The following is a 13919-nucleotide window of genomic DNA, read 5'->3' as shown; positions in this document are numbered from 1 at the left end:
GAATTCTGGAGCGTGCCGAGCGCGCGCGTAGCGCTATGTTTTCATATCGATAGTTGGTCTATGTAAGACGGGAGAAATGGCGAGAAGGGGTAGTAGAGCGCACCAAGGTTCATCGCGGCACGTGGCATGACGGCTGCATCGCCCATGATTCGCAGTTGCTTGCCACAGCCAATGTGGTGCCTCAAATAAAGCCAGAAATGAAAAAAGGGTTAGCTCTTTTCAGAGCTAACCCTTTTACAAATTTGGTCGGTGTGAAAGGATTCGAACCTTCGACCCCTTGCACCCCATGCAAGTGCGCTACCAGGCTGCGCCACACACCGATCTAGCCCACAAGTATAACCTGATACTCAGTAGTCTTCAGCGAGCAGGTCACGAATTTCTGCCAACTCGCGCCGAATCCAAGGCATGGGGTCGTCGCCCGCTTCAATCGCCTTTTGCATGGCGAGCATGGTTTCGGAGGCAGCCATGTCGATCACACGCGCATCCTCTTCTTCAAGAAGCTCCGTGTCCTCTACCATCTCGACTTCGTCTTCGACGCGGCGACGTTCGCGCTCGTCTTGCACAAACTCTTGGAGCTTGTTGCGTGCGCCGCTGATAGTGAAGCCTTGGTCGTAAAGCAGGTCGCGTATACGGCGGATCATCAGCACTTCGTGGTGCTGGTAATAGCGCCGATTGCCGCGCCGCTTCATCGGGCGCAACTGGGCAAATTCTTGCTCCCAGTACCGCAGAACATGCGGCTTCACGCCGCAGAGGTCGCCCACTTCGCCGATGGTGAAGTAGCGTTTGACGGGGATGGGCGGGAGAGAATTTCCCATTTAAATCAATGTTATCTTGGCGGAACCTTTGAGGTTACTCCAAGTGAGCAGAACGCGCAAAGCGAACTCAGACGTCGCCCTGGATTTGCTCTTTGAGTTTGTGGCTGGCGTGGAATGTCACCACCCGACGCGCCTCGATGGGAATGGATTCACCCGTGCGCGGGTTGCGCCCGGGGCGCGGCGCTTTGACGCGAATCTGGAAATTACCAAAGCCGGAGATTTTGACGTCCGTCCCCTCGACCAAGCTGGCCGTAATGAGGTCAAAAAATGCGTCGACCATGTCTTTGGACTCACGCTTGTTGAGGCCAATTTGTTCGAACAGCAAATCCGCCAATTGCGCTTTGGTGAGCGCGGGCGTCTCCAGGCTTTCTACCGTAATTTCCACAATGTTTCCTGCTGGTGAGGTGGTGTGACTGTACTAGACCGTTGCGTGACATGCGCAGCGCTTACGCGCGAACGCGGGCACCCAAGCTGTTGATCAACTGATCGAACACGGCTTGCACCGCTGCATCAATCTGCGCATCGGTCAACGTGCCCTCGTCGCTGTTCAGCGTCAAACGCACGGCCAGGCTTTTCTCGCCTTCGTTCAGGCCACCCGAGACAGGTTGCGTGGCGCCCTTGACCACCTTGGCACGGTAGACGTCGAACAGCACCGCATGGCGCAACAGGCCTGCAGTAGGCGCAGCGTGCACGGCGGCCATCAGCGCGGCGTGGGTGACGTTGTCGGCCACCACCACAGCAATGTCGCGCTCCACCGCTTGGTGCTTCAGTACCGGCTTGAACTCGGGCACGGGACGTTGCAGCACAGCGTCCAGTTCCAGTTCAAACAAGATAGGCGCTTGGGTCAGGCCTTGGCTTTGACGCCATTTGGGATGCAGTTCTCCAACGTAGCCAATAGCGCGCCCAGCCAGCATCACGCGAGCGCAGCGCCCAGGGTGCATGGCCGGGTGTTCTGCGGCTTCGAAGGTGGCCTTCAGCGGTAACAACAACGCTTCAATATCGCCCTTCACATCGTAGAAATCGCCGGATTGCTCTTTGCGGCCCCATTGCAGGCCATCAACTGGACCATAGCTCACACCTGCCACGCGCATCGGCTGATCAAAACCTGCCACAGTGGTGTCGGTATTTTCAACGCTGCCGTCGCGCAGAAACACGCGGCCGAGTTCAAACACACGTACGCGGTCGGCCTTACGGTCCAGGTTGAATTTCAGCACTTGCAGCAGCGAGCCCAGCAACGATGAACGCATCACGCTCATCTGGCTTGCGATAGGGTTCAGCAGCTTGATTGGATTGGCATTGCCAGCCAACTCGTGCTCCCAGCGCTCGTCGACAAAGCTGAAGTTAATCGTTTCTTGGTAACCCATACCAGCCAACGTGCGGCGCACAGCGAACGGGTTACGCTCAGCCTCGGCGCGCAGCTTGGGCGTGATAGGCGCCAGTGGTGGCGTGGTCGGCAATTGGTTGTAGCCCAACACCCGCACCACCTCTTCAATCAGGTCTTCTTCGATATTGAGGTCGAAACGATAGCTTGGCGGTGTAACGGTGATCAAGCCTTCGCTCTCGGCCACAGGCAGGCCCAGGCGCTTGAGCGCATCTGCACACTGCGCTTGCGTCAGCGGCATGCCGATGATCTTGGCCGCACGTGCCACGCGCAAGCTCACCGGCTTGGCAGCCGACATGGCGGTCTTCACATCGTCAATCGGACCGGCCTCGCCACCGCAGATTTGCTGAATCAGTTGGGTGATGCGCTCAATGTGCTCCACGGTTTGGGCCGGATCCACGCCACGCTCAAAACGGTGGCCTGCGTCGGTCGAGAAATTGAAGCGGCGCGAACGGCCCGCCACAGCGCGCGGCCACCAGAAAGCGGCCTCAACGTATACGTGGCGTGTGTCGTCCGACACAGCGGTGGAGTCACCGCCCATGATGCCGGCAAGCGATTCAACCTGTTGGTCGTCGGCAATCACGCCGACCTGCTCGTCCACCGTGATGGTGTTGCCGTTCAGCAGCTTGAGCTGTTCGCCCACGCGGCCCCAGCGCACATCCAAACCGCCGTGAATTTTTTCGAGGTCGAAAATGTGCGAGGGACGACCCAACTCGAACATCACGTAGTTCGAAATGTCGACCAGCGGGCTCACGCTGCGTTGACCACAACGAGTCAAGCGGTCCACCATCCACTGCGGCGTGGCCGCTTTGGTGTTGACGTTGCGCACGATACGGCCAGAAAAACGGCCGCACAAATCGGGTGCGCTGATCTTCACCGCGAGCTTGTCTTGGTGTTGCACGGCAACAGCAGGAAACTCGGGCTGCAGCAGCGGTGCGCCAGTCAGCGCAGCGACTTCACGTGCCACGCCGTAGACGCTGAGGCAGTGTGCCAAATTAGGTGTCAACTTCAACGTGAACAGCGTGTCGTCCAGCAGCAAATGCGCGCGGATGTCTTGGCCAATCGGTGCATCGGCAGCCAGCTCCAACAGACCTCCGTGATCCTCAGACAACTTGAGTTCGCGGGCCGAGCACAACATACCTTGGCTTTCCACGCCGCGCAGCTTACCGATCTTGATGAGGAACGGCTTGCCATCTTCACCGGGCGGCAGTTCGGCGCCCACTAATGCCACAGGCACACGAATGCCGACGCGCGCATTCGGCGCACCGCAGACGATGTTGAGCAACTCGCCCTGCCCTGCATCCACCTGGCACACGCGCAGGCGATCGGCGTTGGGGTGTTGCACAGCCTCTTTGATTTCACCCACAACAATCTTGGTGAACGGCGGCGCCACCGGCTGGAGTTCTTCTACTTCCAGGCCAGCCATGGTCAACACGTCGGCGAGTTGCTGGGTGCTCAACGGAGGGTTGCAGAACTCTCTGAGCCAAGATTCTGGGAATTGCATGAGGTGCTTCTTTGCTTGCGCGAAATACGGGAGAGGAGCAGACGGAGATCGTAGGTTTTAATCCTGAAGAACCGCCTGCTGCGTGAAATGCTAGAGAACCGCTTCGTTCACTGAAACTGCGAAAGGAAACGCAGGTCGCCGTCGAAGAACAGCCGCAGGTCGTTGACGCCATAACGCAACATGGTCAGACGGTCTGGCCCCATGCCAAAGGCGAAGCCCACGTACTTTTCAGGATCGAGGCCCATGTTGCGCACCACGTTCGGGTGCACCTGACCGGAGCCTGCCACTTCCAGCCAACGGCCAGCCAGCGGGCCACTTTGGAACTGAATGTCGATTTCAGCGCTCGGCTCTGTGAACGGGAAGAAGCTCGGCCGGAAACGCAGTACCAAGTCGTCCGACTCGAAGAAGGTGCGGCAGAAATCGGTGAACACCACCTTCAAATCTTTGAAAGAGACGTTCTCGCCAATCCACAAGCCTTCGCATTGGTGGAACATGGGGGAATGGGTAGCGTCGCTGTCGACACGGTACGTACGGCCCGGTGCGATGACGCGAATCTCAGGCATGTCCTGGCCAGCGTCCAAGCGCGCGCGATGGCGCTTGACGTGCTGCACGGCGTGCCGAATCTGCATCGGGCTGGTGTGGGTGCGCAACAAGTTTGGCGCTGCACTGGTGCCGCCTTCGACGTAGAACGTGTCGTGCATCGAACGCGCTGGGTGATCTTCGGGCGTGTTGAGCGCCGTAAAGTTGAACCAGTCGGTTTCAATTTCAGGGCCTTGCGCCACTTCGAATCCCATGGAGCCGAAGATCGCCTCGATCCGCTCCAGCGTGAGCGAAACCGGATGCAAGCCACCTTGCGCGCGCTGGCGACCGGGCAAGGTCACGTCTAACGCCTCGGCTTTGAGTTGAGCATCTAACTCGGCATCAGCCAAGGCTTGGCGGCGTGCATTGAGCGCTGCTTCAATCGCTTGTTTGGCCAGATTGATGGCTGCACCGCGAGATTTTTTTTCTTCTACGCTGAGTGCCGCCATGCCCTTCATCAACTCCGTGATGCGGCCAGACTTGCCCAAAAATTGGGCCTTGGTGTTTTCCAGGTCGGCAGGCGTAGCGGCCTCAGAGAAACCCGCAACTGCAGCGGCGACGATCGCATCCAACTCGTTCATAAAACCCTCTAAGGAATGATTCCACTTACAGATCAACCGTGTGTCTTGTGAATCTCGCACGCACGATGGATCTGAAAATGAAATAAGAAAGGGCTAGTGCTTATGAAGCCCTAGCCCTTGTCATATTTTCACAAAACGCCATCCATAAGATGACGCCTACCGTGAAGTTCAAGCAGCCAGCTTGGCCTTAACTTGTTCCACGATGCTGGCGAAAGCAGCTTTGTCATGCACAGCGATATCAGACAGAACCTTACGGTCGATCTCGATCGCAGCCTTCTTCAGGCCGTTGGCAAATTGGCTGTAGGTCAAGCCGCATTCACGCGCAGCGGCGTTGATACGGGCGATCCACAGTTGACGGAAAACGCGCTTCTTGTTGCGGCGGTCACGGTAGGCATATTGCCCAGCCTTCATTACCGCCTGTTTGGCGATACGGAAGACATTACCACGGCGACCGCGGAAACCCTTAGCAAGGGCGAGAACTTTTTTGTGTCGGGCGCGAGCCGTTACACCACGTTTGACGCGAGGCATGTGTGTACTCCTTGTTCGTCGTTAATTAAATGCCGCGGCCGGGCAACATCTGCGCCATGTGACCCATATTGGTCTCATGGACAGTGACAGCACCACGCAGCTGACGTTTATTTTTGGTGGTCTTCTTCGTCAAAATGTGACGCTTGAAGGCTTGACCGCGCTTAACGGTGCCACCTGGACGGACGCGGAAACGCTTTTTCGCGCTGCTCTTGGTCTTCATTTTGGGCATGTTCATGCTCCTTTTGTTGTGCTCGTGAGGCGCTAGGAACCGATCCCAGACTTGTTGGCCCCGAGCCACTTCTTATGGCGCGTTTGACCACGCCATTTTTGAAAGAGGTTTCCCTCCTTCAAGACAGCTGGCAAAAGCCAGCCATCATCAGCTTGCCTATGCACTAAGCATAGGTTTAGCCGAATTCAAATCTTCAGGATGCAGAAGGTTGGGCGGCAGGGGCACCAGCAGAAGCCTCGGAGGCTGCCGGTTTGCCAGGTTTCTTCTTGCCGGGAGCGATCATCATGATCATCTGACGCCCTTCCAGCTTTGGAAACTGCTCAACCACTATCAAATCCTGCAGGTCATTGCGAATACGCTGCAACAGCGCCATCCCAATTTCCTGGTGGGTAATTTCCCGACCGCGGAAACGCAAGGTAATCTTGCATTTGTCGCCTTCGGCCAAGAAGCGCCGGATATTGCGCATCTTGATATTGTAATCGCCGTCATCAGTACCCGGCCGGAACTTCACTTCCTTGATTTCGATCACCGTCTGCTTCGCCTTGGCGTCGGCAGCGCGCTTTTGCTCCTGATACTTGAATTTGCCGTAATCCATGAGACGGCAAACAGGAGGGTTAGCGGTTGCAACGATTTCCACCAAGTCAACGTCGTATTCGCCCGCAAGGCGCAATGCCTCCATCAGGCTCACAATGCCCAACGGCTCATTGTCTGGGCCAGAAAGTCGCACTTCTGGCGCCATGATTTCACGGTTCAGGCGGTGTTTACGTTCTTCACGGTGACGACGGTCACGAAATTCAGTAGCGATGGCTAGGGTCCTTTTGATAAATGGCCGCAACGGGTGCGGCAAACGTCGCCGATGTCATGCGCGGCCAAGGCAGATCTGGGGAACTACGCTTTGGAAGCAATATCGCTGGTAATTTTGGTTTGAAATTCCTGGAGCGACATCACACCGAGGTCTTGGTTACCTCGGGCACGCACAGCAACGGCGCCAGCTTCCTTCTCTTTATCGCCAATGACGAGGATAAAAGGAAGCTTTTGCATCGAGTGCTCGCGTATTTTACGCGTAATTTTTTCATTGCGCAGATCGAGTTGAACTCTAACCCCTTGATTCGTCAGCGTTTTGGCGATTTCACGACAGTAGTCACTCTGAGAATCGGTGATATTGAGGATAGCCACTTGCATCGGCGCGAGCCACGTGGGCAATGCACCAGCATGCTCTTCGATCAAAATTCCGATAAAGCGCTCAAGGCTACCCACAATCGCACGGTGCAGCATGACGGGACGGTGACGCGCACCGTCTTCCCCCACGTATTCGGCATCCAAGCGCTCTGGCATCGAAAAGTCGACCTGCATCGTGCCGCACTGCCACTGCCGGCCAATGGCGTCCTTCAACGTGTATTCGATCTTCGGGCCATAGAAAGCACCATCACCTGGCGCAATCTCAAATTCGCATCCAGAAGCGCGAAGGCTTTCCATTAGCGCGTGCTCAGCCTTGTCCCACACCTCGTCGGAGCCAATGCGCTTCTCTGGACGCGTCGCCACCTTATAGATGATGTTCTTGAAACCGAAGTCCGTGTACACCTTTTGTAGGAGCGTCGTGTAATTCACGCACTCTTCCAGGATTTGATCTTCGGTACAGAAGATGTGGCCATCATCCTGCGTGAAGCCACGCACCCGCATGATGCCGTGCAAGCCGCCCGAAGGCTCGTTGCGGTGGCATTGGCCGAACTCCCCGTAGCGCAAAGGCAAGTCGCGATAGCTCTTGATGCCTTGCTTGAAGATCAAGATATGGCCGGGGCAATTCATCGGCTTCAACGCATATTCGCGCTTCTCCGACTCCGTCGTGAACATGTTCTCGCGGTACTTGTCCCAGTGACCCGTTTTTTCCCACAGCGTCTTGTCGATCACCTGCGGGCCCTTGACCTCTTGGTAGCCGTTGTCGCGGTAGACCTGGCGCATGTATTGCTCCACACCTTGCCACACCGTCCAGCCCTTAGGGTGCCAAAACACCAACCCCGGCGCATGGTCGTCAATATGAAACAGATCGAGTTCGCGGCCCAATTTGCGGTGGTCACGCTTCTCCGCCTCTTCTAGTTGGGTGAGGTAGTTCTGCAGTTCGTCCTTCGTGGCCCAAGCCGTGCCATAAACACGTTGCAGCATTTCGTTGTTGTGGTCACCACGCCAGTAAGCGCCGGCCAACTTCATCAGCTTGAAGAATTTCAGCTTGCCCGTGCTGGGCACGTGTGGGCCACGGCACAAATCTTCGAATGCGCCTTCACGGTACAGCGATACGTCTTCGTTGCTCGGAATGCTGGCAATGATCTCTGCCTTGTAGTGCTCGCCCAGCTCCTTGAAGTAAGCCACCGCTTCGTCGCGCGGTAACACGCGGCGCACCACAGGTTCGTCTTTCGCGGCCAACTCGCCCATGCGTTTTTCAATGGCAACCAAATCTTCAGGCGTGAACGGACGCTTGTAAGCGAAGTCATAGAAGAAGCCGTTTTCGATGACCGGGCCGATGGTGACCTGCGCATCGGGAAACAACTCTTTGACCGCATAGGCCAAAAGGTGGGCCGTGGAGTGGCGAATCACATCTAGCCCATCGGCATCTTTGGCCGTGACGATAGCCAACTGGCTGTCTTTTTGAATTTGGAAGCTGGTGTCCACCACTTTGCCGTCGACCTTGCCTGCCAAGGCAGCCTTGGCCAAACCGGAGCCAATGGATGCGGCGACGTCGGCCACCGTCACGGGCCCTGGATAGTCACGTTTAGAACCGTCAGGAAGCGTAATTTGAATCATGATCGAATGGAAAAGTGGGGAGCGAAAAAACAAAAAGCGCGGTTGATAGACCGCGCTTGCTCTTATTTTGATAACTGAACACGCCCAAGGCGCGCGGACTACGGCCTAGAACGTTTTACAAATCCTGCCGGTGTAGTTCGCGGTGTCATAACCAGACGTGCCTTTCTCGCTCTTATCAGATGGTTGGGTATGAGCACAATTTTAACCGCATGCTGCAAGCGATTGAACAGCATCAAACAAGCCCGACAACGACACACCTTTTACCAAGCGTTATGGCCTTGTTGGACGTCGTCAAGGCGCCCACCTTTTTTGACCGGGTACGATATACCCATGCGAAAGGCCCTCCTTCGCCGTCATTTTTCAGTGGGCTTTGTGGCAGCTTTGTGCTTATGCACCTCTGCCATAACCCATGCGGAAGACGGCCCCTCTCCCTCTACTGCGCCCGCCACCTCCACGCTAACCACGCCAAAAGCACAGGTTGGCAATGCGAGCTGGTACGGCCACAAGTTTCACCGCAAACGAACCGCCTCAGGCGCGTTGTTTGACGTTGAAGCGCTCACCGCTGCCCATCGCAGCCTTCCCTTGCACAGCTGGGCGAAGGTGACCGCCTTAGGCACAGGAAAAAGTGTGGTGGTGCAAATCAACGACCGTGGCCCTCACATCCGCAGCCGGTTGATCGACGTCAGCCACGCCGCTGCCGAGCAGCTTGGCATGCTGGCGCGCGGCGTTGCGCGCGTATCGGTCGAACCCTGTGAGAGCGTCAAATCGTGCGTTGAAAGCGATGCCGACGACGAAAACATGGTTGCTCAAGCGGCCGATGCGCCTGCAAGCATTCAGGCAGCAAACGAGCCATAAAAAAAGCGCCCCAGAATTTCCCGTGGCGCTTTCAATTTGGAGAACTGGCCTTTCAGCCAGCCTTGATCCATAACAATCAGTGGAACTGCTCTTCTTCGGTAGAGCCCGTGAGCGCTGTCACGCTCGACTTGCCGCCCTGGATCACCGTGGTGACTTCGTCAAAGTAGCCGGTTCCCACTTCCTGCTGGTGCGACACAAAGGTGTAGCCACGGTCGCGTGCCGCGAATTCGGGCTCTTGCACCTTTTCCACATAGGCCGACATGCCGCGCGCCACATAGTCTTGCGCCAAGTCGAACATGTTGTACCACATGCTATGAATGCCAGCCAAGGTGATGAACTGATACTTGTAGCCCATGGCCCCCAGTTCGCGTTGGAACTTGGCGATGGTGGCGTCGTCCAGGTTCTTCTTCCAGTTGAACGATGGCGAGCAGTTGTAAGCTAGCATCTTGCCGGGGTGAACCTTGTGCACGGCATCCGCAAACTTCTTGGCGAAGGCCAGGTCTGGCGTGCCGGTTTCGCACCACACCAAGTCGGCGTAGTGGGCGTAGGCAATGGCGCGTGAAATGGCTTGATCGATGCCCTTCTTGGTTTTGTAGAAACCTTCGGCCGTGCGCTCGCCGGTGATGAACGGTTTGTCGTTCTCGTCGTAATCGCTAGTCAACAGGTCTGCGGCTTCAGCATCGGTACGGGCGATCACCAAGCTCGGCACGCCGTAGACGTCAGCAGCCATGCGGGCGGCGATCAGCTTTTGCACGGCCTCTTGCGTAGGCACCAGCACCTTGCCGCCCATGTGACCGCACTTCTTCACAGAAGCCAGTTGGTCTTCGAAGTGCACGCCACCAGCGCCTGCACGGATCATGGCCTTCATCAATTCGTACGCATTGAGCACGCCGCCAAAACCGGCTTCGGCATCGGCCACGATGGGCGCGTGATAGTCGATGTAACCGGCATCGCCTGGATTCACACCTTTCGACCACTGGATTTCATCCGCACGGCTGAACGCGTTGTTGATGCGCTCGACAACCTTTGGCACTGAGTCCACAGGATACAGAGACTGGTCGGGATACATGGCAGCGTATTCATTGTTGTCTGCGGCAACTTGCCAGCCCGACAGGTAGATCGCCTTGATGCCGGCCTTCACTTGCTGCATGGCTTGACCACCGGTCAACGCACCGAGGCAGTTGACGTAGGGTTCGTTGTTCACCAAGCCCCAGAGCTTCTCTGCGCCGCGACGTGCCAGCGTGTACTCGACTTGGAACGAGCCGCGCAGACGCACCACATCGGCGGCGGTATAGCCGCGCTTGATGCCTTTCCAACGGGGGTTGCTGGCCCAGTCTTTTTCGAGGGCGGCAATTTGCTGTTCACGGCTGAGTTGTTCGGTGATCGATTGGGGCATGGTTTCACTCCTGAAGTTGTTGAAATCCGGTGACGGTCTGAACTGACATTCATCCCGGTGAATAAATTTTATGTCTTGTATAAGACCAGTTTTATATCTTATGTCTTATATAAGACAAATATTTATTTGTTTAAATTCAACAACTTATTCATTCAATTTCTCAATGCAAAACAAAAATTCTTATCTTGAGAAAATTTATTGCAACGCAGCATTTCATCAATCCACATAGTGAAACGACTGAACGCACCTTGAAATGCAACACGGCCCGGGCACATTCAAGTGGCCGGGCCGTGTTTTTGTCGCCTCAGACAAGGCAGCGACTAGCGGAGATTCGTTCGTTGAACGCTATGCGCGGCTCACTTCTTCAATCGCTGCAGACGTTGCTTTCGCCAGATGTAGACGCCATAGGCCAGCACCCCCAGCGTGATGCTGCAAATCAGAATGGTGGCGGCTGCATAGATCGATGGGTTCACGCCGCGCCGCGCGTAGCTGAAGATCACCTGCGGCAACGTGGTCACGCCTGGGCCCGACAAAAACTCTGAGATCACCACGTCGTCAAACGACAAGGTGAACGCCAGCAGCCAAGCCGCCATCAACGACGCAGCAATGTTCGGCAAAGTCACCAAAAAGAACACCTGCAGCGGCCGGCAGCCCAAGTCCATCGCCGCCTCCTCGATCGAGCGATCCATTTCACGCAAACGCGACTGGATGACCACCGTGGCGTACGCCATGCCCAGCAAAGTGTGGCCGAGCACAATCGTCAACATGCCGCGATCCGGCCAGCCAATGGCGCGCTGCACGGCCACCATCAGCAGTAGCAGCGACAGACCGATGATCACCTCTGGCATGACCAGCGGCGCGCTGACCATACCCGAGAACATGGCACGGCCGCGGAAACGGCTGTAGCGCACCAGCACGAAGGCAGAGAACGTGCCCAGAATCGTCGACAAGGTGGCGCTGATCAGCGCCACACGCAACGACAAGAAGAATCCCTGCACCAGGCGCGAGTCTTCCAGCAAGGCCGTGTACCAGCGTAGCGAGAAGCCGGTGAATATGCCGTCTTGCCGCGTGCTGTTGAACGAGAACACGATCAAGAACACCAGCGGCGCGTACAGAAACAGATACACCAGCGTCATCCACACGCGGCCAATACGAGACTCCAACCAGCGGGTCAAACCGTTCATGTCAGTCCTTCCCCGCCGTGTCGCGTGCGCTGTAGTGGTGGTGCAGCATCAGCGGCGCCAGAATGAACAAGATCAGCACAATGGCCAAGGCTGACGCGCGCGGCCAGTTGTTGCTGCTGAACATTTCGTCCCACACCACGCGGCCGATGACGATGTTTTCCGCCCCTCCCAGCAGCGACGGGATCACGAACTCACCCAGTGCCGGAATGAACACCAGCATCGAGCCGGAAATGATGCCGGCCTTGCTCAGCGGCACCGTCACCAACCAGAACGCGCGCCATGGGCTAGCCCCGAGATCGTGCGCCGCTTCGAGCAGACGCACATCCATCTTCACCAGGGTGGCGTACAGCGGCAGGATCATGAAGGGGCAGTAGACATACGTCATGCCCACCAGCATCGAGAAGTCGTTGTAGAGCAGTTGAATAGGTTCTGTCGTTAAACCCAGCGACTGCAGCAGCAGGTTGATGACACCCTGATCGGCCAAGATGCCCTTCCAGGCGTACACGCGCAACAGCAGCGATGTCCAGAACGGCAACATCACCATCATCAACAGCGCAGGCCGCACACTGGGGCGCGAGCGGGCGATAAAGTAAGCAAACGGGTAACCGATGAACAGGCACATCACCGTGGTCAACGCAGCGTATCGCAATGCCGTGAGGAAGGCGTCCATGTAGATGGTGTCACCAAAGCCGCGCCAGCCCTCTGCACCTGGCTCGATGAAGATAGAGCTGTAGTTTTGCGCCTTCAACACCAGGTGCCATGTACCATCGACCCACTGCACCAAGGGCGCGAAGGGGTCGACGCCGCCACCCATGTCGGTCACGCTGATGCGCACCAGAATCAAGAACGGCATCAAGAAAAAAACCGCCAGCCACAGCCACGGCACACCAATCACCCAGCGTCGCCCGCTGGTCGATGCGTAAGAAACCAACTTCTTCATGGGTCCCTCACTGCGTCAACGCCACAGGCGCGGCACCATCCCACCAGAAGAAGACCTCGTCGTCCCAGGTGATGTCGCCAGCCTCGGTACGGCTGGTGTTGGTACCGGTGACCTTGACGAGTTTGCCGCTCGCCATCGCCACCACATAAGTGCTGTAGCTGCCCAGGTAGGCGATCTCGCGCACCTTGCCTTTGAACAGGTTTTGCACCACGCCCTCAGGCCGCGTCTTGGCGATCTGGATCTTCTCGGGCCGCACGGCCACCGTCAGCGGCATGCCCAATGCGCCGGTCACCCCGTGACCGATGTGCAGCACACCTTCGTCGGCCGTGACCTCGCAGCGGTCAGCCTCGTCCACCGTCAGCTTGCCGTCGAACAGGTTGATGTTGCCGATGAAGTCAGCCACGAAACGGCAGTTGGGGTATTCGTAGATCTCTTTGGGGGTACCCACTTGCCGCACCTGCCCGGCGCTCATCACGGCAATGCGGCTGGCCATGGTCATGGCTTCTTCCTGGTCGTGCGTCACCATCACGCAGGTCACGCCCACCGATTCGATGATGTTGACCAGCTCAAACTGCGTGCGTTCGCGCAGCTTCTTGTCGAGTGCCCCCAGCGGCTCGTCCAGCAACAGCAACTGCGGCTTCTTGGCCAGGCTGCGCGCCAAGGCCACACGCTGCTGTTGCCCACCGGACAACTGATGCGGCTTGCGTTTGGCGTACGACTGCAACTGCACCAGCCCCAGCATCTCTTCCACGCGTTGATCGATCTGCGCGCGCGGCATGCCTTCGCGCTTCAGGCCGAAAGCAATGTTCTCCCACACGCTCAGGTGCGGAAACAGCGCATACGACTGGAACATCATGTTGATCGGCCGCTCGTAGGGCGGCAGCGTGGTGATGTCCACACCGTTCAAGATCACCGCGCCCGAGGTCGGCTTTTCAAAGCCCGCCAGCATGCGCAGCAGGGTCGACTTGCCGCAACCCGAGCTGCCGAGCAAGGCAAAGATCTCGCCACGCCGCACCGAGATCGAGACGTCGGACACGGCCACCACGTCATCAAATCGTTTGACGACATGGTCCGTTCGGAGAAAACCATCTAAAGACTGGTCAGGGAAATGCATCGGCGGTGGGCCCTGGC

13 protein-coding genes and 1 tRNA gene are annotated in these 13919 nt (G+C 57.2%); 1 reads left to right on the top strand and 13 read right to left on the bottom strand.

Features of this window, described 5'->3' with window-relative positions; translation table 11 throughout:
* Positions 1-243: 243 nt before the first annotated feature.
* The 9 genes from ACPWMG_RS08830 to thrS form a co-directional block, all read right to left on the bottom strand.
* Positions 244-320 (bottom strand) — tRNA-Pro (locus ACPWMG_RS08830).
* Between the two features lie 27 nt (positions 321-347).
* Entirely contained in the window at positions 348-815 is a 468-nt protein-coding gene (locus tag ACPWMG_RS08825; RefSeq protein WP_483304268.1) for a MerR family transcriptional regulator, read from the bottom strand.
* Positions 816-882: 67 nt separating this feature from the next.
* Positions 883-1200: an integration host factor subunit alpha gene (locus tag ACPWMG_RS08820; protein WP_483304267.1), complete on the bottom strand. Its 318-nt coding sequence runs from the start codon at positions 1198-1200 to the stop codon at positions 883-885.
* Between the two features lie 61 nt (positions 1201-1261).
* Positions 1262-3700: a phenylalanine--tRNA ligase subunit beta gene (pheT, locus tag ACPWMG_RS08815; RefSeq protein WP_483304266.1), complete on the bottom strand. Its 2439-nt coding sequence runs from the start codon at positions 3698-3700 to the stop codon at positions 1262-1264.
* A gap of 107 nt (positions 3701-3807) precedes the next feature.
* Positions 3808-4860 carry a phenylalanine--tRNA ligase subunit alpha gene (gene pheS / locus ACPWMG_RS08810; protein WP_483304265.1) on the bottom strand — a complete coding sequence of 351 codons (1053 nt, stop codon included), beginning with the start codon at positions 4858-4860 and terminating at the stop codon, positions 3808-3810.
* Positions 4861-5028: 168 nt separating this feature from the next.
* Positions 5029-5388 carry a 50S ribosomal protein L20 gene (gene rplT / locus ACPWMG_RS08805; RefSeq protein ID WP_422828812.1) on the bottom strand — a complete coding sequence of 120 codons (360 nt, stop codon included), beginning with the start codon at positions 5386-5388 and terminating at the stop codon, positions 5029-5031.
* 25 nt (positions 5389-5413) lie between these two features.
* Complete coding sequence (gene rpmI, locus ACPWMG_RS08800) at positions 5414-5617, bottom strand: 50S ribosomal protein L35 (RefSeq protein WP_422828811.1); 204 nt, start codon at positions 5615-5617, stop codon at positions 5414-5416.
* A gap of 193 nt (positions 5618-5810) precedes the next feature.
* A complete protein-coding gene (infC, locus tag ACPWMG_RS08795; RefSeq protein WP_483304264.1) occupies positions 5811-6356 on the bottom strand; it encodes a translation initiation factor IF-3 in 546 nt (181 codons plus the stop codon).
* Positions 6357-6505: 149 nt separating this feature from the next.
* The gene (gene thrS / locus ACPWMG_RS08790) at positions 6506-8413 is read right to left on the bottom strand and encodes a threonine--tRNA ligase (RefSeq protein ID WP_483304263.1); all 1908 of its coding nucleotides are present in this window, start codon (positions 8411-8413) and stop codon (positions 6506-6508) included.
* A 189-nt stretch (positions 8414-8602) separates the two neighbouring features.
* Here thrS and ACPWMG_RS08785 point away from each other — a divergent pair, with 189 nt between their 5' ends.
* The gene (locus ACPWMG_RS08785; protein ID WP_483304262.1) at positions 8603-9268 is read left to right on the top strand and encodes a septal ring lytic transglycosylase RlpA family protein; all 666 of its coding nucleotides are present in this window, start codon (positions 8603-8605) and stop codon (positions 9266-9268) included.
* Between the two features lie 76 nt (positions 9269-9344).
* Here ACPWMG_RS08785 and aceA read toward each other — a convergent pair whose 3' ends face one another.
* The 4 genes from aceA to ACPWMG_RS08765 all read right to left on the bottom strand — a co-directional run bounded on the left by aceA (position 9345) and on the right by ACPWMG_RS08765 (position 13902).
* Positions 9345-10664: an isocitrate lyase gene (gene aceA / locus ACPWMG_RS08780; RefSeq protein ID WP_483304261.1), complete on the bottom strand. Its 1320-nt coding sequence runs from the start codon at positions 10662-10664 to the stop codon at positions 9345-9347.
* Positions 10665-11020: 356 nt separating this feature from the next.
* Positions 11021-11848, bottom strand: a complete 828-nt coding sequence (locus ACPWMG_RS08775) for an ABC transporter permease subunit (RefSeq protein ID WP_483304260.1) — start codon at positions 11846-11848, stop codon at positions 11021-11023.
* A gap of 1 nt (position 11849) precedes the next feature.
* Entirely contained in the window at positions 11850-12788 is a 939-nt protein-coding gene (locus ACPWMG_RS08770) for an ABC transporter permease (protein WP_483304259.1), read from the bottom strand.
* Positions 12789-12795: 7 nt separating this feature from the next.
* A complete protein-coding gene (locus ACPWMG_RS08765) occupies positions 12796-13902 on the bottom strand; it encodes an ABC transporter ATP-binding protein (RefSeq protein ID WP_483304258.1) in 1107 nt (368 codons plus the stop codon).
* Positions 13903-13919: the final 17 nt, after the last annotated feature.

Source organism: Hydrophilobacter chitinilyticus (assembly GCF_049860745.1).
Lineage (GTDB): Bacteria > Pseudomonadota > Gammaproteobacteria > Burkholderiales > Burkholderiaceae_C > Rhodoferax_B.
Note: the sequence above shows the minus strand (reverse complement) of the source record. Positions and strands in the feature narration are given on the sequence as shown.